Genomic DNA, 21,932 nt, shown 5'->3' with positions numbered 1-21,932 from the left:
CGCGTGCGGGAGAGGGTTAGGGTGAGGGTTGCGGCCTCGAGGACGCAGCCACCCGTTGCAAGGCCGTCGGCCCTCACCCCCGCCCTCTCCCAGAGGGAGAGGGAGTAATTCCGGGGAGCCGGTGAGAAAGAGGCCAATCGCATCACAGCCCTCCCGTCGGCCGCAGCACCATATGCCCGCTTTCAAGGTCCAGCTCCGAACGCAGGATGAACTCGATCGGGTACGGCACCGACCACAGCGTGCCGCGGATCTCCAGCGCGAGCAGGTTGTGGTGCTCCAGGTCGGTCGCATCGGTCACGCAGCGCACGTCGATGCTGTCCTTCATGATGCGCGGCTCGAAGTCGATGATGGCTGCGCGGATGGCCGCTTCGACGTCGGCGAAGTCGACCTCCGACATGCGCCCGCCGGCCCAGCCGCGCACGCCGTAGTTCACCACCGAGCCGCGTGCGCGCGGCATGCCGTTGATGCGGTGGTCGGCGCCGAAGTTGGTGGTGTTGAGCAGCCACTGCAGGTCGCGCAGCACCGAGTCGCGCAGCAGCTTGCCGCTCATGAGGAAGGCGCCTGCGCGCTCCTGGCCGTTCTGCGGCGCCTTGTCGGTGAGGCGGTCGAGCAGCACCGGCTGCAGGCGGTCGCGCGCGACGCTCTCTTGTGCGTCGCCGTCGAGGTCGGTGGTGGCGGGACTCATGGCGCCGCGCCTTCCGCTGCCGCTTCGAACTCGATGCGCCGCAGGTCGAGCAGCGAGTGGTCGCCGGCCTCGCTGATCAGCGTGCGCTGGCCGATGCCCGCGAACTGGTCGTCGCCCGCGAGCGGTTGCCAGTCGGTGCGGCGGCCCAGCGCGGTCTCGTCGTCGAGGCGGTCGAGCGCGCCCGGGTAGCGCACGGGCACCAGGGCGCTGAGGCCGCGGCCGTCGTGCAGCTCGATCTCGGCCGGCGCCCACAACAGGTCGACCAGATGCTGCGGGCGCGAGAACTTGATGCGGCGCACCGCCGGCAATGGCAGCCACGCATAGCCCGAGGGCGTGAACAGTTCGAGCACCGCACCGATGCGCGCGTCGCCGTCGCACAGCCAGGCGAAGTCGCTGTGCGCGGTGGGCTCGCCGTCGAGCGCCTGCACGCCGCGCGCGTCGGAGCGGTCGATGGTGGTCAGCGTGCCTTGCAGCGCGGGGGCAGCGTCGCGCACGGCCTCGCGCAGTGCGGCGGCTTCGTCGGCGCGCTCGGCAGGCAGCGCGGCGGCGCTCAGCAGCTGCTCGACCCAGTCGGCATTGCCCGAGACGATGGCCGGCGTGCGTCCGCCGCCGGCCCAGAAGTCGCTGCGCGCTTGCTCACCCCGCAGCGCCATCGCGCAGGTCACGCTGGCCGGCGTGAACGTGGGGTCGAGCTTGGTCGCGAGCTTGAGCTGGTCTTCGGCCCGCTGCCATTCGCCGCGCAGCGCGAGGAAGTGGCACAGGGCAAGGCGCAGGCCGGCGTTCTGGGGACTGGCGCGGATCTGCCGCTGTACCCATTCGGTGTGCTCGGCCACGGAGCGCTCGCCCAGCACTGCAAACCCATCGCCCATGAAACTTCCCCGTTGACTGGCTGAAAGGTGAAAGGCGGCGCGCCGCGAAGGGCCGCCGCAAGAGACAGACAAACGGCTGTAGACCGCCGGCGAGGGCTGCATGGCCATGCAGGCCACGGCCCCGCCGCGCAAGAAGGAAATCAGGCTTCCTTGTTTTCCTTGATGTTCCAGCCCAGCACCGTCTCGGCGCCCTTGCCGCCCTTGTCGGTCTGTTCCCAGTACTGCTGTTTCACCTTCGCGGCCTGGAAGGCGTACTGCACGAAGACGGCGTCCGAGCCCTGCTCGGCCGTGTACTGCACCGAGGTGACCAGCACCTCTTCGAGCGTGACGCGCGTGTATTCGATCTGCGAGCCGCCGGCCTTGCACACGGCCACTTCGACCTTGCTCAGGTGCTTGCCGCTCGCGCAGTTCTTGAGCACGGAAGGCGCGGCCTTGTCGATGCGCGCGAGCACCTGCAGGTCGTTGAAGCTGGCCTTGCCCACGCCGCCGCCACCGCCGCTGACCATGTTGCCAGGCTGCGTCGCACCCCATGCAAACGACTTGATGTCGGTCCAGTCCTTGTGGTTCGAGTCTTTGGACTCACCGTTTGCTCCCTCGACGCGCATGAACATGTCTACTGCCATGATTGACCCCCAAAAGTTATCGATGAATTGCCCGGTAGCGGGACAGTGGAATTAGCTGCTGTCCTTCTTGTTGGACGGCAGCTTCGAAACCAGCCGCAACGACACCGTGAGCCCTTCGAGCTGGTAGTGCGGCCGGAGAAAAAACTTGGCGGCGTAGTAGCCGGGGTTGTCTTCGATGGCTTCCACCTGGACCTCGGCCGCCGCCAGCGGCTTCATGGCCTTCGTGTCCTGCGACGAGGTGCCGGGGCTGCCGTCGACGTAGTTCATGATCCAGTCGTTGAGCCAGCGCTCCATGTCCTCGCGCTCGCGGAACGAGCCGATCTTGTCGCGCACGATGCACTTCAGGTAGTGCGCGAAACGGCAGCATGCGAACAGGTACGGCAGGCGCGCCGCGAGGTTGGCGTTGGCCGAGGCATCGGCGTCGTAGTACTCGGCCGGCTGCTGCAACGATTGCGCGCCGATGAAGGCCGCGAAGTCGGAGTTCTTGCGGTGCACCAGCGGCATGAAGCCGTTCTTGGCCAGCTCGGCCTCGCGCCGGTCGCTGATGGCGATCTCGGTCGGGCACTTCATGTCGACGCCGCCGTCGTCGGTCGGGAAGGTGTGGGTGGGCAGGTTCTCGACCGCGCCGCCCGACTCCACGCCGCGGATCGACGTGCACCAGCCGTACTGCTTGAACGAGCGGTTGATGTTCACGCCCATCGCATAGGCCGAGTTGGCCCAGGTGTAGCGCGTGTGCAGCGCCGAATCGGTTTCTTCCTCGAACTCGAACTCGTCGACCGGGTTGGTGCGCGCACCGTAGGGCAGGCGCGCCAGGAAGCGCGGCATGGCCAGGCCGATGTAGCGCGCGTCTTCCGAATCGCGCAGCGAGCGCCATGCGGTGTGCTCGGTGTTCTGGAAGATCTTGGTCAGGTCGCGCGGGTTCGACAGCTCCTGCCACGAGTCCATCTGCATCACGGTGGGCGAGGCGCCGGCGATGAAGGGGCAGTGCGCGGCGGCGGCAATCTTCGCCATCTCGCCGAGCATCTCGACGTCGGGCGGGCTGTGGTCGAAGTGGAAGTCGCCAATCAGCGCGCCGAAAGGCTCGCCGCCGAACTGGCCGTACTCGGCCTCGTAGATCTTCTTGAACATTGGGCTCTGGTCCCAGCCGATGCCCTTGTGGCGCTTGAGCGAGCGCGCCACTTCGCGCTTCGATGCACACATGACGCGGATCTTCAGCTGCTCGTCGGTCTCGGTGTTGTTCACGAGGTAGTGCAGGCCGCGCCATGCACCTTCGAGCTGCTGAAAATCTTCGTGGTGCAGGATCTGGTTGATCTGCTCCGACAGCTTGCGGTCGATCTCCGTGATGATGGCCTGCACGCTGCGGTAGGCGTCGTTCGAGATGGTGACGGTGTTCTCGAGCGCCTGCACGGCCAGCGTCTTGACGGCGTTCTCGACCGCCTCGCGCGCCTGCTCGGTCTTGGGCTTGAACTCGCGCTGAAGAAGGTCGGAGAACTCGTTGGGTTCGAGTGCTTCGACGGTCGCGGTCTTCGCGCGTGCGCTCTGCTGGGATGCGGTGCTCATGGTGCGGTCCTGTCGTCGGCTTGCTTGGCTGCTGCTGCGGCATCTGCGGCCGCTTGCGCGACCGCGGGGTTGGGCGCGGACGCCAGCGACTTGAGCAGCGCCGGGTTCTGCAGCGCCTGTGCAATGAGTTGCTCGGCGCCGTTCTTGCCGTCCATGTACGAGAGCAGGTTCGACAGCTCGGTGCGCGCTTCGAGCAGCTGCTGCAGCGCATCGACCTGCCGTGCAATGCGCGCGGGCGAGAAGTCGTCCATGCTGTCGAAGGTGATGTCGACGTTCATCTGGCCTTCGCCGGTGAGCGTGTTGGGCACCTGGAACGCGACGCGCGGCTTGATCGACTTCATGCGCTCGTCGAAGTTGTCGATGTCCACCGCCATGAACTCGCGCTCCGCGAGGTCGGGCATCGGATCGGTCTGCTTGCCGGCGAGGTCGGCAATGACGCCCATCACGAAAGGCAGCTGAATCTTGCGTTCGCTGCCGTAGATCTCGACGTCGTATTCGATCTGCACGCGCGGCGCCCGGTTGCGCGCAATGAACTTCTGACCACTGTTTCTGACACGGTTGTCTGCCATAAGCTTCCTCTTGAAACTGAATGCATGGGTCGTACCGGTCGGCCGGTGCCGGGGCGTTCGGACGCGCCGGCTGCAACGACCGCTAGGGCGATGCGGTGCCGCCGTTCAACGGGCGGCCGGCAAGGCTTTCTATCTTTTGCAATCCCTCGGGCACGAGCTCTTCGATGATCTGGAAGAAGTTGAGGTCCAGCAGCCGCTGGGCCCTGCGGATCAGCATGGGCGCCGGGTGGCTCGGTTCCGTTCGCTCCAGGAACTCGCACGCTTTTTCCAACAACACTTGCACATCTTCACGGGCCGATATTTCAATCTCTTGAATGCGCAGCGCACGCGCGGCCATCGGCGGGGCCGCTGCAGCGTGCGCGGCGGGTGCGTGCACGTGCGCCGCACCGCTTGTGTCTTCTGCACTGCCCACTGCCGAAGCCTGCGGCACCTCGCTGTGCGGCTGCTCCGGCAGCAACTGGCCCACGGTGCGCAGCGACCGCTCGAGCCGTGAAAAATCGGGCGCCCAACTCTGGCCCAGCGCGCGCTCGCAGGTCTCGCGGATGCGCTGCAGGAGTGCCAAAGCCTCACGCAGGGCCACCACGGGCGCTGCCGCCTTGTCGTGTGCGCGGCGTGCGGCCTCGCGCAGGCGGCCGACGCCGCCGGGGTAGTCCACCTGGTCGCTCTTGCTCGAATCGAGCAGCGCCTCGACCTGCCGCAGGCTCATGGCCGTGCCACCGTCTTCGAGCAGCCGCGCATCGCGCACGCTGCGTCCGAGCCCTTCGGCTTCGGCCAGTGCGGCCAGCGCATTCATGCGCGGCAGCGGGTCTTCGTTCGTGCCATCGACGACGCGCGGATGCACGTCGTTCCAGAAAGTCTGCAGCACCGCATCGACCTGGCGCAGCCCGTCGACATAGCCGGGCAAGCCGCGGCTTTCGGTCCATGCGAGCGTGAGCGGCACCAGCACGCGCAGGTCGCGCGTGCGCAGGCACAGCTGCCGTGCGATGCGGTCTACGCGCGCCCAGTCGGGCGGTTCGGCGGGAATGATCGTGTCGCCGAACTGTTGCTCGCGCTTGCCCGTGGCCGCCTGTTGCAACGCCATGAAATCGGCGTCGTATTCCAGATCTTCACCACAGGGAAGCGGGCCTTCGACAGGCGTCTGCAACAGATCGATCTCGTTCGACAGCAACCGCTACTCCCTTGTTTATCCACTCGCGATGGTAGTCATCTTGAGGGTAAGAAGAAGCATGGTCAACCGCAACAGAATGCAAAGTGCAGCCTCTGAATTCCAAAGAAGTACATCTGCTTTTAAAGTGCAGAAATACGGTCTACAGCAGCTGGCGAGTGGCCAAGTTGCGCATCAGGGCACTGAGGCCGAAAGACCACCGAGGCGCTTGATCTGCATGCACCACGCGGTTGTTCAGTGCGCCCAATTCAGGCGCGGCAATGCGCACGTGATCGCCCACGACATGCGTGAATCCTTGCCCCGGTCCGTGACGGTCTTGTGTCGGCGCGAACATCGTGCCAAGAAACAACATGAAACCGTCTGGGTAGGCGTGGTGGCGGTTGAGTGTCTGTGCCACGAGGTCGAGCGGATCGCGGCTGATCTTCGACAGCGAGCTCGAGCCTTCGAGCGTGAAGCCCTCGGGGCCCGTCACGTTCAGTGCGACCGTGATGCGCCGCACATCGGCAATACCGAAGTGCGCATCGAACAGACGGATGAACGGGCCGATGGCGCACGACGCGTTGTTGTCCTTGGCCTTGCCCAACAGCAGTGCGCTGCGGCCTTCGAAGTCGCGCAGGTTGACGTCGTTGCCGAGCGCAGCGCCGAGCGTCTCGCCGCGGCTGTTCACCGCAAGCACGACCTCGGGCTCGGGGTTGTTCCAGGCCGAGTCCGCGTGAATGCCCACATCGGCACCCGTGCCCACGGCCGCGAGCACCGGCGCCTTGGTGAAGACCTCGGCGTCGGGGCCGATGCCGACCTCGAGGTACTGCGACCACATGCCCTGCGCGATCAGCACGTCCTTCACCTTCATGGCTTCGGGCGAGCCCGGCACGATGTCGGCGAGGTTGTCGCCGAGCACATCGCCGATGGCCGCGCGCGTGGCCTCGGCGCGCGAGGCATCGCCGCGCGCCTGCTCTTCGATCACGCGTTCGAGCAGGCTCGCGACGAAGGTCACGCCGCTGGCTTTCACCACCTGCAGGTCGCACGGTGCGAGCAGCCAGGGCTGGCCGCTGTCGCGCGTGCTCTCGTCGCTGTTGGCGAGCACGGCCTCGAGCGCGGCGATGCGAGGCGCGGTGCCACTCTGCAATGCCGCGCGCACCGCTTCGGCCGGCGAGCCCTTGCCTTCGAGCAAATCGCTCATGGTCGGTGCGAGCTTCGACAGGTCGTGCAGACCATCGCCCTGCACGGCCGCCAGCACCGGGCCCACGCCGGGTTGCCAGAGACGGCCGACAAGGGTGGCGCGCTCGGCGTCGCGGGGCAGGCTGGAAGCGGTCGAAAGGTTCAGTGGCATGGCGTGGTGTCTCCGTGAATAAGGGCTGCGCGCCATCGTAGCCGCGGCCCCGGAACCGCGCCCGCAGCGGGTCAGTGGCTCGGCGTGGCCCGCACGCGTGCGACGTCGGCGGGCAGGTTGGTCCATGCCGCTTCCTGCGGTGCGAAGCGGGCGCGCATGTAGCCGGCGAGGTCGGCGATCTGGCGGTCGTCGAGCGCCTCGCGGAACGCCGGCATGAAGCCGATGTCGCGGTGCGCGGGTGCGCGCACGCCGTCGAGGATGGTGCGCAGCAGGTTGTCGGGCCGCGTGCTCGTGAGGCTGCTGTTGAGTGCGAGCGGCGTGTTCACGCCCAGCAGCGTGGGGCCGTCGCCGTCGTGGTGGCACGACGCGCACGCGCTGTCGAACATGCGCTGCGCGGGGCCGAGCAGCTGGCCCTGCGTGCGCGCGGCGTTGTCGATGGCCTGCTGCGCGAGCGCCCGCGGTTGCGCGACGGGCTCGGGGTTGAACGACCCGAGGTAGACGGCCATCGCACGCACGTCGGCGTCGGGCACCTGCGCGAGTTCGCGCACCACCTCGGCCATCGGGCCGCCCGCGATGCCGTGGCGCGGCGAGTGGCCGTGGCGCAGGTAGCGGTAGAGCGCGTCGGTGGCCCATGGCACGGCGGCCTTCGACAGCTGCGTGAGCGCGGGCGCTTCCCAGCCATCGACCATCGCGCCCGAGAGGACCGCACTACCGCCCTGCTCCGCGCCGAGCGCGTTGCGCGGCGTGTGGCAGGCGCCGCAGTGGCCCAGGCCGTTGACGAGGTAGGCGCCACGGTTCCACTCGGCACTCTGCGTGGGCACGGGCTGCAGCGGCGCGGGGTCGTGGAACAGCGCGTTCCAGCCGGCCATCAGCGGACGCAGGCTGAACGGGAACTTGAGTTCGGACTTGGGCGTTTCCGCGCGCACTGCGGGCATCGCCATGAAGTACGCGTAGAGCGCCTGCAGGTCGTCGTCGCTGGTCTTCGCGAAGGCGGTGTAGGGGAACGCGGGGTACAGGTGATGGCCGTCGCGCGAGACGCCTTCGCGCATCGCGCGCTGGAAGGCGCTGAAGGACCAGCGGCCGAGGCCCGTCTCTGCATCGGGCGTGAGGTTCGTCGTGTAGAGCGTGCCGAAGGGCGTCTCCATCGCACGGCCGCCGGCATTGGGCGCGCCGCCGGGTGCGGTGTGGCACACGGCGCAGTCGCCGAGCGCGGCGAGCACGCGGCCGCGTTCGATGGTGGACTCGCTGTAGACCGGTGCGGTGAGCGACACGGGCGCGATGGCCGAGCGCCAGCCGAGCAGGCCGGCGATGACGCCGAGGCCGCCGATGAAGAGCGCGGCGCCGGTGGCCCACAGGCCTTTGCGCCGAGGCCAAATGCCTTCTGTATTGCTCCTTCCCCTCCCGGGGGAAGGTTGGGATGGGGGCACGGCAGCGTCACCACTCCAACGCCGCTCGCCCCCACCCCCGCCCTCCCCCGGAAGGGGAGGGAGCAAAACCCGATTCAACTCGGCCAGCACCGTCTCCGGCGTGAACGGCGGCGACCTGAACCTGACCCCCGTCGCATCAAAGATCGCATTCGCAATCGCCGCCGTCCCCGGCACCGACGACGACTCGCCCGCGCCCAGCGACGGCTCGCCGGGCCGCGGCATGTGCATGATCTCGATCACCGGCACGTCGCGGAAATTGATGATCGGGTAGCTGCCCCACTCGCGGCTCGCGACCACGCCGGTCGGCAACACGCCCGGCAACTGCGCACCGCCAGCAGCAGCACCTTGCTGCGGCGCGAACTTCACCTCTTCCATCAGCGCGCGGCTCGTGGTCTGGATCACGTTGCCGTGCACCTGGTGCTCGACGCCCGCCGGATTGACCAGCAGCCCCGCGTCGTGCCCCACCACGACGCGGCGCACATGCACCTCGCCGGTCTTTCGATTCACCTCCACGTCGGCCACCCACGCAGCCCATGCGGCGCCGAAGCCCGGCCACTTGCTGTGGATGTAGCGCGCGTACGCAAAGCCCTGGCCGAAGAGGATGTCGCCGCCCTCGCCGAGCCCGCCATCGGCGTTCTCCTGCGGTCCGGTGCGCATGCGCCAGCCGGCCTTCTGCGCGGTGGCCTGCACGAGTTCGATGGCGCGCGGGTCGTCCAGATGCCGCAGGCGGAACTGCACCGGGTCGACACCCGCCGCCGTCGCCAGCTCGTCGATGTACGACTCGTGTGCGAACGAACTCGGCAGCGCCGACACGCCGCGCAGCCACGAGGCGCGCACGATCGGCGCCATGTCGTTGACCTTCACGCGCAGGTTGTCGTAGCTGTAGGGCGGGCGCGCGGTGCGGTCGCCCATCTCGTAGGCCTGCGCCACGGGCTCGACCGTGCGCGTGAGCAGCAGCGCCAGCGTGGGCGCGCCATTCGAGGGGTACGAGGTTTCAAAGTCGTAAGCGGCGACGCGACCGTCAGCCATCAGCCCGCCGTCGATCTCCATGAGTTGCGCGGCGCCCTTGGGCTCCCACGCATGCTCCTGCTCGCGCGAGAGCTGCACGCGCACCGGCGCACCCACGGCACGCGCGAGCAGCGCGGCATCGGCCGCCACGTCGTCGGCGCCGTTGCGGCCGTAGCAGCCCGCGGCCTCCATGCGCACCACGTCGACCTGCACGTCGTCCACGCCCATGAGCTTCGCGAGGTCGGCGCGCAGCACGTGCGGGTTCTGCGAACCGGCCCAGCACCGCAGCTGCATGCCGCTGCCATCGGCGGGCTGCCAGTCGGCCAGCGCGCACGACGGGCCGATGGACGCGTGCATCTGGTACGGCCACACGTAGGTGCGCTGCATCGGCTGCGTGGCAGCTGCGAGAGCGCCATCAACGTCGCCCTCGTCGACCAGCAGCCGCTGCGTCGAGGGGTTGTCGCGCAGCGCCTGTGCCACGTCGCGCAGGTCGGGCATGCCGGGCCAGGGCTTCCAGGTCACGCGCAATTCGCGCATCGCCTGCTCGGCGTGTTCCTCGCGCTCGGCGACGATGCCGACGAAATCGCGGACCACGACCACGGCGCGGATGCCGGGGATGTGTGCGATCGACGATTCGTCGACCGATTCGAGCGTGTTGCCGATGAACTCGCCATGGTCGGCGCCCGCGTACGGCGGGCGCACCACGCGGCCATGCAGCATGCCGGGCACGCGCATGTCGTGCACGAACACGAGGTCGCCCGCGAGCTTGGCGGGGATGTCGACGCGCGCCTGGCGCGTGCCGACGAGGCGGTAGTCGGCCGGGTTCTTGGGTGTCGCGTCGAGGTCGAGCCGCAGCACGGTGCGCTGGTGCGTCACGAGGTCCGCGTAGTTGATGTGGCGGTCTGGTGCCTCGGCGACGCGCACCACGCCGTTGCGCACCTGCAGCGCATCGACGGCCACGCCCAGCCGTTCGGCCGCACGCGCCAGCAGCCAGGCCCGCGCCTGCGCTGCGGCCAGCCGCAGCGGCTGCGCGTGGATCTGGATCGACGCGCTCGCGATGGTCGCGCCCTGGTTGGGCGCGCGCGCGGTGTCGCCGAGCATCATGCGCACGCAGGGCATGCCGAGGTCGAGCTCTTCGGCCACGATCTGCGCCAGCGCGGTCTGGATGCCGGTGCCCAGGTCGACGTGGCCGTTGAGCGCGGAGACGCTGCCGTCGTCCCACAGCGCGAGCAACACCTCGTCGCCTTCGATGGGGTTGCTGGCGATGAAGGCGGGCTGGCCTTTGGCGGGCGGTGGTGGGGACGGGGCGTCGCGCACCACGAGCAGCACGCCGTCGGCGGCGAGAAATTCCGCGCGCGTTTGCGGCAGGTCGGCGCGGCGCGTCATTGGTTTTGCCCCCTCTCCCTCTGGGAGAGGGTTGGGGTGAGGGCCAGCGGCGATGGCAAAGGCTGTGCGTGTGCGAAGGCCGATGCCCTCACCCTAGCCCTCTCCCAGAGAGAGAGGGAACAACACAGGGAATTCCCACCGCTCACGGCTTCGTCTCCGCGCGCATGCGCACCGCCGCACGCTGCACCGCATCGAGGATCTCGATGTGCGTCCCGCAACGGCACAGGTTGCCCGACAGCTCGCTGCGGATGCGCGCCTCGCTCGCGCCGGGATCACGCGCGAGCAGCGCCGCGGCCTGCATGACCATGCCGTTCAGGCAGTAGCCGCACTGCGCAGCCTGCGCATCTTCAAAAGCCGCCTGCACCGGATGCCAGCGCCCGCGCATGCCCAGGCCTTCGAGCGTCGTGATGCTGCGCCCTGCCACGCCATGCGCGGGAATCACGCAGGACCGCGCCGCCACGCCGTCGACATGCACCGTGCACGCACCGCACTGCCCGAGCCCGCAGCCGTACTTCGGGCCATTGAGCCCAAGGTCGTTGCGCAGCAGGTGCAGCAGCGAGGCTTCGCGCGGCACGCCCGTGAGCGTGTGCGCCCGGCCGTTGACCTGCAGGTGCAGCGGCTCAGCGCCGCAACTGGCCGTCACGGGTGTACATCTCCAGGTCCACGAAGGTCGAGCCGTTGTGGTTCTTCGCGCTGTAGTCGATGGGGAAGTCGCCGAAGCGCGTGCTGCCGATGCTCTCGAGCCCGGCGATGAAGCTGTCGCGCGTGAGCGCCTTGCCCGCGCGGCGCAGGCCCTCGGTCATCACGCGCGCGACGATGTAGCCCTCGAGCGCGGTGTAGCTGTCGATCTTCTGGCCGAACTCGGCGCGGTCGCGCTGGTAGTCGGCCACGATGGGCACGCGCAGCGCACCGGGCGGCGGCACGATGCTGGCCGTGACCAGCCCGGCGAGCTTGCCGTCGAGCCGCTTGGCCGAACCCGCCGCGTCGGTGATGCCGACCGACAGCGTGTACAGCGGCGCCGCCGCGCCACTCGCGCGGTAGTCGCGGATGAAGACCTCGGTCATGCGCCCGGCCATGATCATCACGACGGCGCCGGGGCGGCCTTCGGCCAGCCCGCCGACCACCTGCTTCGCGTCTTCGGCGGCGATGGCCATGGGCAGCGTCTGCACCACCTTCACCTTGTATTCGGCGGCCAGCTGCTCGCAGGTGGCGAGGTTCGACTTGCCGAAGGCGCTGTCTTGATAAACCACGGCGATCGACTGGATGCCCAGGGTCGAGAGGTGGCTGATGATCTTGCGCAGCTCCAGGTCGTAACCCGCGCGCACGTGGAACAGGTAGCGATTCGTCTTGGTGCGGAACGACGTGGTGCCCACCAGCGGCGCGAACATCGGCACGCCGGCCTTCTCGGCCAGCGGCATCGCGGCCGCGAGGTTGCCCGTGGCGACGTAGCCGGTGAGCGCGAAGACCTTGTCCTCGTCGATCAGTTTGGCCGTGTTGACGGCCGTCTTCGCGGGCTCGTAAGCGTCGTCGTAGGTGACGATTTCGATCTTGCGGCCATGCACGCCGCCCGACTTGTTGACACGGTCGAAGTAGAGCTGGATGCCCGCGCGGTAGTCCACGCCGAAGTCTTTCGCCGGCCCGCTGAACACGGCCGACTGGCCGATGCGGATCGTGCTGTCGGTCACGCCGTTGTCCGCGCGCGCCGGCCGCAACAGGCCGGGGCCGAGCGCCAGTGCCGCGCCGCCCGCCACCAGCGTGCGCCTTGAAATCGAAAGCTTCATGCGTGTCTGTCTCTTCGTTGTTGTCGTTGTCGTGGTTGCCGCGGTGGCCCGCGGACTTTGTCGTCAGCCGGCCTGGATGTCGCCCGACTGGATGCGCTTCACGCCCTTGGCCGTCATCTGCTTCCATGCAGCGGCCAGCGAGCCGTTGAGGTCGATGCCGCGCGTGGCGTCTTCGATCACGTAGGCCTCGAAGCCGGCCTTGCGCGCGTCCATCGCGGTCCAGGCCACGCAGAAGTCGGTGGCCAGGCCGGTGACGAACACGGTCTTGATGCCGCGCGCCTTGAGGTAGCCGGCCAGACCCGTGGCCGTCTTGTGGTCGGCCTCCTCGAAGGCGGAGTAGCTGTCCATGTCCTTGTGGAAGCCCTTGCGGATGATGAGCTGCGCGGTCGGCACCTTCAGCTCCTTGCCGAGCGCGGCGTCGTCCGTGCCCTGCACGCAGTGGTCGGGCCACAGCACCTGGGTGCCGTAGTTGAGCTTGGTCGTCTCGAAGGGCTTCTTGCCCGAGTAGGTGCTCGCGAAGGAGGCGTGGCCCGCCGTGTGCCAGTCCTGCGTGACGACGATGTTCTGGAACGCGGGTGCCAGCGCGTTGATGACCGGGATCACCTCGTTGCCCCCCTTCACCGCGAGCGTGCCGCCGTCGAGAAAGCAGTTCTGCACATCGACCACGATCAGCGCGGCCTTGCCGCCGGGCTTGATCTTGCCGGCCGCGAAAGCGGACGAGAGCCCAAAGCTGCCGAGGCTGCCGACGAGCCCAAGGGCAGCGGCGGACTTCAAGACGGTTCTGCGATGCATGGTGTGGACTCCGGTGGGTTGAGGGAAAGAAGAAAGGAAACGGTCAGACGCTGAGGTAGGCCCTGCGCACTTCTTCGTTGGCCGCCAACTCGGCCATCGTCGCGTGGTAGCGGATCTGCCCCTTCTCGAGCACGTAGGCGCGATCGGAGACCAGCTCGGCGAAGTGCATGTTCTGCTCCGACAGCAGGATGCTCACGCCCTGCGCCTTGAGCTCGAGGATCATGTTGGCCATCTGCTCGACGATGACCGGGGCCACGCCCTCGGAAGGCTCGTCGAGCAGCACGAGGTACGGGTTGCCCATCAGCGTGCGCGCGACGGTGAGCATCTGCTGCTCGCCGCCGCTCATGCGGCCACCCGGGCGGTTCGGCATTTCGCCGAGGTTGGGGAACAGCTGGAACAGGCGCTCGGGCGTCCACAGCGGCGCCGCGGTGCCATCGGCCCACTGGCGCGCGGGCTGCTTGCCGACCTCGAGGTTCTCCATCACCGTGAGGTCGGTGAACACGCGCCGGTCTTCGGGCACGAAGCCCAGGCCCAGGCGCGCTGCGTGGTGCGGCTCGCTCTTGGAAATGTCGTGGCCGAGGAAGCGCACCGCACCGCGGCGCTTGCTCAGCATGCCGATGAGCGTCTTGAGCGTGGTCGACTTGCCCGCGCCGTTGCGGCCCATGAGCGCGACGACTTCGCCGCGCCGCACTTCGAGGTCGACGTCGTAAAGGATCTGTGCGGCGCCATACCAGGCGCACAGCGCCTTGGCTTCCAGAAGAGGTTCGTGTGTGCTCATGCGGCAACTCCCAATGCAGCAGCCTTTTCGGCGATCTTCTCGAAGGTCTTGCCGCTGCCGAAATACACCTCCTGCACCTTCGGGTGGTCGCGGATCTCGAGCGGCTTGCCCTGCGCGATGAGGCGCCCGCGTGCCAGCACGATCATGCGGTCGGCGTACGCGAACACCACGTCCATGCTGTGCTCGGTGAAGAGCACGGCCATGCCGCGTTGAATGACGAGGTCCTTGGTGAGCGCCATGAGCGAGTTGCGCTCCTGGGGCGCCATGCCGGCGGTGGGCTCGTCCATGAGCAACAGCTTGGGCGAGTTGGCCATGGCGATGGCGAGTTCGACGCGCTTCACGTCGCCGTACGCCAGCACGCTGCAGGGCCGGTCGGCCTGCGCCTTCATGCCGACCTGGTCGAGCAGCGCCAGTGCCTCGTCGCGCTTGTGGTCGGCCGCGCGGCGCCACATCGAGAACAGCTTGTGGTCGTGCGAGAGCAGCGCCATCTGCACGTTCTCGACGACGGTGAGCGAGGCGAAGGTTTCGGCGATCTGGAAGGTGCGGCCCACGCCCTTGCGCCAGATTTCGCGCGGCTTGCGGCCCACGAGTTCGTGGCCGTCGAGCGTGATCGAGCCCTGGTCGGCCTTGAGCTGGCCGTTCACCATGTTGAAGGTGGTCGACTTGCCGGCACCGTTGGGGCCGATGAGCGCGAGCAGTTCGCCCGCGGGCAATTCAAAGCTGATGCCGTCCACGGCCTTCACGCCGCCGAACGATTTGCCGAGGTTGTCTACTTTGAGGAGGCTCATGCCTTCACCTCCTTGAGCTTCGCATCTGCGTCTGTTTCATGCTTCGGTGTGCGCCAGCGATCGACGAGTTGCTTGATCGACCCGGCAATGCCCTGCGGGAACAGCAGCACCAGGATCAGGATGATGGCGCCGAGCATCGCGCGCCAGTAGTCGGTGTTGCGCGCCACGGTGTCGTGCAGCCAGGTGAAGGTGACGGCGCCGACCACCGGCCCCGCCAGCGTCTGGATGCCGCCCAGCAGCACCATCACGAGGCCGTCGACCGACTTGCCGACCGACAAACTCTCGGGCGAGATGCTGCCCTTGGAGAACGCGTAGAGCGCACCGGCCAGGCCGGCCACGGTGCCGGCGATGACGAAGGCCGCCCACTGCATGCGCTTGACGTCGATGCCGATGGCATCGGCGCGCAGCACCGAGTCGCGGCCCGCGCGCAGCGCATAGCCGAAGGGCGAAAACAGCACGCGGCGCAGCCACCACACGCCCGCGCCCACGAGCACCAGCGTGAGCCAGTAGTACACCTGCTTGTTCGACAGCCATTCCGAAGGCCACACGCCGGTCAGGCCGTTGCTGCCGCCCGTGAAGCTGTCCCACTGGTAGGTGATGGCCCAGGTGATCTGCGCAAAGGCCAACGTGAGCATCGCGAGGTACACGCCCGACAGCCGCACAGCGAACCAGCCGTAGACAAAGGCACCGAGCGCGGCCACCAGCGGTGCGACCACGAGCGCCAGCTCCATCGGCAAATGCAGCGTGCGCACCAGCAGCGCCGCGCCATAGGCCCCGAGGCCGAAGTAGGCCGCGTGGCCGAAGGAGTGCATGCCGGCCGGCCCCATGATGAAGTGCAGGCTGGTGGCGAACAGCGCGGCGATCAGCAGGTCGATCATCAGCACCGTGGTGTAGGGCGAGCCGGCCGTCAGCAGCGGCAGCGCGGCAAGCACCAGCGCGAGCCCGGCGGCGGCCACGATGTAGGCGGTGCTCGGGGGGCGCAGCGGCTCTTCCTGCATGCCGACGTAGCGGCTCGGCGCCTGCGGCCGGCCGAACAGGCCCCACGGACGCCACACCAGCACGATGGCCATCACGAGAAAGTCGACCATCAGCGTGAGCTTGGAGAACGACACGTCGATGCCGAAGATCTGCACCACGCCCAGCCAGATGCACACGGCCTTGATCTCGGCGATGAGCAGCGCGGCCACGTAGGCGCCGGGCAGCGAGCCCATGCCGCCGACCACGACGACGACGAAGGCCGCGCCGATGGTGTTCAGGTCCATCTCGAGCGTGGCGGGTTCGCGCGGCAGCTGCAACGCGCCGCCCAGGCCGGCGAGCAGTGCGCCGAGCGCGAACACGGCGGTGAACAGCCAGGCCTGGTTGACGCCGAGCGCGCTGACCATCTCGCGGTCTTGCGTGGCGGCGCGCACCAGCGTGCCGAAGCGCGTGCGCGTGAGCAGCAGCCAGACGAGGCCGAGCACGAGCGGGCCGACGACGATCAGGAACAGGTCGTAGGACGGAAACTGGCGGCCGAGGATTTCGACCGAGCCCTTGAGGCCCGGCGCGCGCGGGCCGAGCAGTTCGTCAGGGCCCCAGAGCCACAGCACCGCGTCCTTGATGACGAGCACGAGCGCGAAGGTGGCCAGCAGCTGGAACAGCTCGGGCGCCTTGTAGATGCGGCGCAAGAGCAGCACCTCGATGAGCGCACCCAGCACGCCCACCGCGAGCGCGGCGATCAGCAGCGCAGGCCAGAAGCCCACGCTCGGGCCGAGCTTCTCGACGAGCGTGTACGCGGTGTAGATGCCCACCATGAAGAACGACCCATGGGCGAAGTTGACGATGCGCGTCACGCCGAAGATCAACGACAAGCCGGCCGCCACCAAGAACAGCGAGGACGCGCCAGCCAACCCGTTGAGCAACTGAACAACGAAGCCTGAAAAGCTCATGAAAGACCCTGAGGAAACTGGAGACACCGCGCCCCGCCGTCATCGACCGACGGCAGGCGCGTTGCGGGAACCGCGCGCAATCAGTCCGCGGGGCGCATCTTCTTCACTTCGTCGTCCGTCGGCTGGAACTTGGCGCCGTCGAGGTACACGTAGTCGACCATCACGCCCTTGCCGCCGTCGTTCTTGGTCTTGCCGACGTACGCGCCCATGGTGGACTGGTTGTCCTGGGCGCGATAGCTGATCTTGCCGAAGGGCGTGTCGACCTGCAGGCCCTTGAAGGCTGCGACGAGCTTCTCGGTGTCGGTGCTGCCGGCCTTCTTCACGCCGGCCGCGATCGAGTAGATGGCGCTGTAGCCCACCACCGAACCCAGGCGCGGGTAGTCCTTGAACTTGGCCTGGTAGGCGTCGTTGAAGGCCTTGTGCTCGGCGGTCTTGATGCCGTACCAGGGGTAGCCGGTGACGATCCAGCCGTTGGGGGCCTCGTCCTTCAGCGGGTCGAGGTACTCGGGCTCGCCGGTCAGCACGCTCACGACTTCACGGTCCTTGAAGAGGCCGCGCGTGTTGCCTTCGCGCACGAACTTGGAGAGGTCGGCGCCGAACAGCACGTTGAAGATGGCATCGGGCTTGGCATCGGCCAGGGCCTGCGCCACGCTGCCCGCATCGACCTTGCCCAGCGGCGGTGCCTGCTCGGCGACGAACTCGACGTCGGGCTGCACAGCCTTCAGCAAGGTCTTGAAGGTGGCGACCGACGACTGGCCGTATTCGTAGTTGGGGTACACGATGGCCCAGCGCTTCTTCTTGAGCTTGGCCGCCTCGGGCACCAGCATCGCGACCTGCATGTAGGTCGAGGGGCGCAGGCGGTAGGTGTACTTGTTGCCGTTGCTCCAGACGATCTTGTCGGTCAGCGGCTCGGCGGCGAGGTAGAAGAATTTCTTCTGCTTGGCGAAGTCGGTCAGCGCCAGGCCCGTGTTCGACAGGAAGGCGCCGGCCAGCACGTCGACCTTCTCGCGCGAGATGAGTTCTTCGGCCACGCGCACGGCATCGCCGGGGTTGGCGTTGTCGTCGCGGCTGATGAGCTCGAGCTTCTTGCCGTTGACGCCGCCCTTGGCGTTGATCTCGTCGACCGCGAGTTCCATGCCCTTCTTGTAGGGCTCGAGGAAGGCGGGCTGCGCCTTGTAGCTGTTGATTTCGCCGATCTTGATCACGCCCTGCGCATGCGCGGGGACCAGGGCCGAAGCCAGCGTGACGACGGAAGCGGCGCAGAAGACATGGCGCAATGGATTCATCGGGAAGCTCCTAGAAGTTCGAACAGAAAACACGATGCGGTAACGACGATGCAATGACAGGTCAACGAAGACCGTCTTCGCCCTTGATTTCGCTGGCTTGCAGCCCGCCGACGCGCGGCAGCGGACGGCCGCTGTCGGTGACGGCCACGGCGACGACGATTTCGTTGGCGCGCGGCGCGTCGGCCACGCGGGCCTCGATGGCGTCGAAGTGGCTGCGCACGAAGGCGGCGTCTTTATGGCCCAGCGGCACGTCGATGGCGGTGCCCAGCGTGCCTTGCTTCTTGGCCGAGGGCACGAGCGCGGCGCCCTTCTCGACCGCCACGCGCAGCGGTGCGCCCAGCTTGGGATGCAGGATGGCGGCGGCATGCTCCAGCTCGCCACGCTCGCCGACGATGGCGGCCTTGCCGTAGCTCTGCACCTGGCCGGGCTCGATGCCCAGCGCCTTCACAGCCTTCTGGCCGAGCAGCGCGCCGAGCTCTTCGCCGATGGCGATGAGTTCGTCGAGGTTCTCGCTGTAGCGGCCGGCGTAGGGGTTCTCGATGACGGCGATGGCGACGGCGCGGCGCGTGGGCGGCGTCACGTCCTGCCCCATTTCCTTGCGGGTTTCATCGACCTGGATGACGAGCTTGCGGATGTTGGCGGTCATGTGCTGTGTGTTCCTTGTCTTGTCTCTTGTCTTGTGGGCTCAGCGCAGGCCGTCCCACTTGCTGATGTCCTTCGCGAGCAGGCCGCCGACGCGCGCATGCACGCGGTAGCCGGTGCTCATCGCGAGGATGAAGACGATCTCGTCGGCCAGGGGCGCACCGGGCACGCGCACTTCGATGGCGTCGAACTGGCCGCGCACGTAGCTGGCGTTGATGTTGGTGAGCGGCACATCGAGCGTGGCGCCGGGCGGGCCGACCTTCTTGGTCGAGGGCACGATCGACAGCGCGTTGCCGGGCTGGCCGGTTTTCTCTTCGGCCTTGCCTGCGGTGTAGGCGGCGCGGCTGCCCTTCCAGCCGAGCAGTTCGCGCATCGCGTAGCCGCCGGGCACATGCCACAGCGCGCCGTGCTCCAGCTCGCCGTCGGCACCGACGATGGCGCCCTTGCCGTAGGTGGCGATCTGCTCGAGCGGCACGTCCATGGCGGCGTGCAGCTGGTGCGCCATGTCGACGCCCACGGGGTCGAGCAGCGCCATCATCGGCAGGATGTCGGGCTCGTAGCGGCCCGCGAAAGGATTGGTCAGCACCGCGCCGATGGCACCGCGCACCAGCGGGGTGTCGGCACGCGGGCCGAACTCGTGGTGGATGTGCTCGACATGGGTGAAGACGCGACGGATTTCGATCATGAAAAAGAACCTTGCTTTTCGTTAAGCAAATACTGAACCAACTGCTTCGGGCAGCGCGACGTCCAGCGACTTCGAGCATAAGGGTTCCACCAGCCGCCACTGCCCCTGGCAAACGAGCAGAACAGCCCACACGAGCCCCCTTTTCTGCAGCGCGTGGGCACAGGCCGCGCCCGCATCGAGTGCATGGTGCACCTGCGCGGGCGCCAGCGTCGGCACGTCGACGGTGACGAGGGTGTCGCCGAGGTCGCTGTCGTCCTTGCAGTCGCTGGCGGGCTTGCGCTGGATGAGCGCGTCGGCCACATCGACGGCGTTGGCGATCACGGTGGCGGCGGCATCGGCTTGCGCCGCGGTGGCGGCCAACACCGTCACGCTGTCGGCGATGCCCAGCGAGAAGCTGCGCCCGCGCCAGCCGCTGGTGGCAACGCCGCGCACGGGTTGGTCGGCGTGCAGCTCGAACTGGCCGTCGGTGGTCAGCACGCGGCTGTCGCGCCAGTCGAAGCGTGCGAGATCGGCGAACACGCCCACGCGCGCGGAGTGGCCAGGCGCGAGGTGCAGCGCGATGTCGCCGCCGTTGTTGATCCACGCGCGCTCGACGCCGGGCCGGTCGTAGAAGGCGATGAGTTCCTGCGCCACGCTGCCGGCCACGGCCGCCATGGGCGTGAGGAACAGCGGCGAAAACGCGTCGCAGGCGTCCCACATGCGCCGCGCGACCACGCCGCGCGGGCGCTGACGTTCAGTGACAGGCAGGCGCAGCTGCGGCAGCTCGCGCACGAGTTCATCCAGCACATGGCCGAAGCGCGCCCAGGCCGCGTCGTGCGCGGCGGCGACGGCGTACGGATCGCCGTGTGCTTCGGCCACGATGTCGATCGGGCCGTGGTTGAAATGCCAGCGGCTCGCGTCGAGCGCTGTACGTTGGGCGGACATGAATCAGCCCAGCATGGGGGCGTGACCCAAGGGCCACGGATTGGCATCGTCGATGACGAGCCATTGGCGCGCCAGCGGTGCGCCGTCTTCCTGCCACGCACCGCGCGCGAGCGCCTGTTCGAGCGGGAAGATGTGTTCGACGTGGCCGCCGAGCGCCTCGTAGTCGGCGCGCCGCATGCTGAACTCGATGGGCGCGACGATGGCCGGCGTGGGCACGGTGCCGAAGCTGTGGTCGGGCATGCGCATGACGTCGGCCATCACGGTGATGCCGCCGCCGGGCCACACATAGGCCGGCGCGCCGCCGCAGGTGACGTTGACCAGCGCGCGCTTGATGGCGCGCGTGAGCAGCACCGGGTTTTCGGTGACGCCCGCACGCAGGCTGCCACCGGCGCCGCCGAGGAACAGCACGGTGCACAGCGAAGGCTCGCAGTTCTCGCCGATGCGATCGACGATGCGGCGCACCTCGGGTGGCATCTCCTGTTCGATAGGCTTGAGTGCGTCATCGAGCACGTACCACTGCGCGTGCTCGCCGGTGGTCGAGGTCATGAGCAGGCGCAGGCCGGGGCGGGCCACGCCCTCTTCCCAGCCTTCGATGATCGAAAGCGGGTCGGCGATGTCGGTGCCGCCCCAGCCGTTGCCCGGGTTCGCGACCTGGAAGTAGCGCCCCGGCGTCGACTTGCGCCCCAGCATCTGGATGCCCGAGGGCGTCATGTCGAGGCAGCGGCCGGCCTGGTGCTCGGTGAGCACGCCGGTGATGTGGTCGTCGACCACCACCACCTCGTCGGCCACGCCGGCGAACTGGCGCGCGAAGATGCCCACGGCCGCCGAGCCGCAGCCCACGCGCATGCGCTGTTCTTCGACGCCGTTGACGATGGGCGCCTTGCCGGCCTGGACGACGAGGCTGGCGCCGCCGTCGATGGTGCATTCCACCGCCTGCTTGTTGCCCAGCAGCTGCATCAGCTCGGCCGTCATGCGGCCCTCTTTCTTGCTGCCGCCCGTGAGGTGGTGCACGCCGCCCAGCGACAGCATCTGCGAGCCGTACTCGGCCGTGGTGACATGGCCTACGACCTCGCCCTTGTAGCGCACGTTGGCCTGCTCGGCGCCCAGGAAGCGGTCGGTGTCGATCTTCACCTTGAAGCTGCAGTAGCTGAAGATGCCTTCGGTGACGACGGTGACCATGTCGACGCCCTGGGCTTTGGAGGCCACGATGAAGGGCGCGGGCTTGTAGTCGGGGTAGGTGGTGGACGAGCCCACGCCGGTGACGAAGACCTCGTCGGCGTGCAGCAGGTCGCCGTTCCAGTCGGGCGTGGCCTCGGCCTCGGCCACTTCGGCACCAGGGCGATCGAAGGGCACCAGCGCCGGCTGTTCGCTGGCGAGCGTGCGGCGCAGCAGCACCACGGGATCGACGCGCACCAGCACGCCCTGGCGGTTGGCGTAGCGGTCGCAGGCGCCGGTGCGGCCGTCGGAGATCTGGCACAGCACCGGGCAGGCGTTGCACTCGACCTTGGCGGTGCTCATCTTCTCGTTGCGCGGCGGCGCCTTGCCGAAGGCGGTGCTGCCGGCCTCGGCAACCAGAGGCATGTCCATGCCAGGCAATCCGTCTGTCTTGGTGTGTTCAGTCATCGGGGCGATCTCGTGGTGTGGTGCTGTCGGAGCGGGTCTTCAGGCTCCGGAGGTTTGCAACAAACGTGCCGTGCAAGTGCTTGTGC

General features: G+C 68.1%; 19 protein-coding genes. All 19 read right to left on the bottom strand.

The window, feature by feature from the left end; all coding sequences use genetic code 11:
* Positions 1–142: 142 nt before the first annotated feature.
* The 19 genes from tssE to AAG801_RS03505 all read right to left on the bottom strand — a co-directional run bounded on the left by tssE (position 143) and on the right by AAG801_RS03505 (position 21,846).
* A complete protein-coding gene (gene tssE, locus AAG801_RS03595; protein WP_341887187.1) occupies positions 143–685 on the bottom strand; it encodes a type VI secretion system baseplate subunit TssE in 543 nt (180 codons plus the stop codon).
* Complete coding sequence (locus tag AAG801_RS03590) at positions 682–1,554, bottom strand: type VI secretion system accessory protein TagJ (RefSeq protein ID WP_341887186.1); 873 nt, start codon at positions 1,552–1,554, stop codon at positions 682–684. Before AAG801_RS03590 ends, tssE begins: the two co-directional genes overlap by 4 nt.
* Before the next feature lie 140 nt (positions 1,555–1,694).
* Complete coding sequence (locus AAG801_RS03585; protein ID WP_056583653.1) at positions 1,695–2,177, bottom strand: type VI secretion system tube protein Hcp; 483 nt, start codon at positions 2,175–2,177, stop codon at positions 1,695–1,697.
* 51 nt (positions 2,178–2,228) lie between these two features.
* Positions 2,229–3,737, bottom strand: a complete 1,509-nt coding sequence (gene tssC, locus AAG801_RS03580) for a type VI secretion system contractile sheath large subunit (protein ID WP_153281189.1) — start codon at positions 3,735–3,737, stop codon at positions 2,229–2,231.
* Positions 3,734–4,306 (bottom strand): type VI secretion system contractile sheath small subunit, encoded by a 573-nt coding sequence (gene tssB, locus AAG801_RS03575; RefSeq protein WP_341887185.1) that lies wholly within the window; start codon positions 4,304–4,306, stop codon positions 3,734–3,736. Before tssB ends, tssC begins: the two co-directional genes overlap by 4 nt.
* 82 nt (positions 4,307–4,388) lie before the next feature.
* The gene (gene tssA / locus AAG801_RS03570; protein ID WP_341887184.1) at positions 4,389–5,450 is read right to left on the bottom strand and encodes a type VI secretion system protein TssA; all 1,062 of its coding nucleotides are present in this window, start codon (positions 5,448–5,450) and stop codon (positions 4,389–4,391) included.
* Positions 5,451–5,613: 163 nt separating this feature from the next.
* A complete protein-coding gene (locus AAG801_RS03565; protein WP_341887183.1) occupies positions 5,614–6,801 on the bottom strand; it encodes a fumarylacetoacetate hydrolase family protein in 1,188 nt (395 codons plus the stop codon).
* A 71-nt stretch (positions 6,802–6,872) separates the two neighbouring features.
* Complete coding sequence (locus AAG801_RS03560) at positions 6,873–10,622, bottom strand: molybdopterin cofactor-binding domain-containing protein (RefSeq protein WP_341887182.1); 3,750 nt, start codon at positions 10,620–10,622, stop codon at positions 6,873–6,875.
* 142 nt (positions 10,623–10,764) lie between these two features.
* Complete coding sequence (locus AAG801_RS03555; protein WP_341887181.1) at positions 10,765–11,265, bottom strand: (2Fe-2S)-binding protein; 501 nt, start codon at positions 11,263–11,265, stop codon at positions 10,765–10,767.
* Complete coding sequence (locus AAG801_RS03550) at positions 11,243–12,403, bottom strand: ABC transporter substrate-binding protein (protein ID WP_341887180.1); 1,161 nt, start codon at positions 12,401–12,403, stop codon at positions 11,243–11,245. The genes AAG801_RS03555 and AAG801_RS03550 overlap by 23 nt, the downstream gene beginning before the upstream one ends.
* 63 nt (positions 12,404–12,466) lie before the next feature.
* Positions 12,467–13,195, bottom strand: a complete 729-nt coding sequence (gene pncA / locus AAG801_RS03545; protein ID WP_192194426.1) for a bifunctional nicotinamidase/pyrazinamidase — start codon at positions 13,193–13,195, stop codon at positions 12,467–12,469.
* A 43-nt stretch (positions 13,196–13,238) separates the two neighbouring features.
* The gene (locus AAG801_RS03540; protein WP_070063547.1) at positions 13,239–13,973 is read right to left on the bottom strand and encodes an ABC transporter ATP-binding protein; all 735 of its coding nucleotides are present in this window, start codon (positions 13,971–13,973) and stop codon (positions 13,239–13,241) included.
* Positions 13,970–14,761, bottom strand: coding sequence for an ABC transporter ATP-binding protein (locus AAG801_RS03535; RefSeq protein WP_341887179.1), 792 nt, complete (start codon positions 14,759–14,761; stop codon positions 13,970–13,972). The genes AAG801_RS03540 and AAG801_RS03535 overlap by 4 nt, the downstream gene beginning before the upstream one ends.
* Positions 14,758–16,686 (bottom strand): ABC transporter permease, encoded by a 1,929-nt coding sequence (locus AAG801_RS03530; RefSeq protein ID WP_341887178.1) that lies wholly within the window; start codon positions 16,684–16,686, stop codon positions 14,758–14,760. The genes AAG801_RS03535 and AAG801_RS03530 overlap by 4 nt, the downstream gene beginning before the upstream one ends.
* An 80-nt stretch (positions 16,687–16,766) precedes the next feature.
* Positions 16,767–17,972 carry an ABC transporter substrate-binding protein gene (locus AAG801_RS03525; RefSeq protein WP_099794556.1) on the bottom strand — a complete coding sequence of 402 codons (1,206 nt, stop codon included), beginning with the start codon at positions 17,970–17,972 and terminating at the stop codon, positions 16,767–16,769.
* Between the two features lie 61 nt (positions 17,973–18,033).
* A complete protein-coding gene (locus AAG801_RS03520; RefSeq protein ID WP_101493532.1) occupies positions 18,034–18,618 on the bottom strand; it encodes an amino acid synthesis family protein in 585 nt (194 codons plus the stop codon).
* A 39-nt stretch (positions 18,619–18,657) separates the two neighbouring features.
* Positions 18,658–19,299, bottom strand: coding sequence for an amino acid synthesis family protein (locus tag AAG801_RS03515; RefSeq protein WP_319358616.1), 642 nt, complete (start codon positions 19,297–19,299; stop codon positions 18,658–18,660).
* Positions 19,300–19,320: 21 nt separating this feature from the next.
* On the bottom strand, positions 19,321–20,223 hold the full coding sequence (locus AAG801_RS03510; protein WP_341887177.1) for a UPF0280 family protein: 903 nt from the start codon (positions 20,221–20,223) through the stop codon (positions 19,321–19,323).
* A gap of 3 nt (positions 20,224–20,226) precedes the next feature.
* Positions 20,227–21,846: a 6-hydroxynicotinate reductase gene (locus AAG801_RS03505; protein WP_341887176.1), complete on the bottom strand. Its 1,620-nt coding sequence runs from the start codon at positions 21,844–21,846 to the stop codon at positions 20,227–20,229.
* Positions 21,847–21,932 lie beyond the last annotated feature (86 nt).

Source organism: Variovorax sp. YR752 (genome assembly GCF_943372545.1).
Note: the sequence above shows the minus strand (reverse complement) of the source record. Positions and strands in the feature narration are given on the sequence as shown.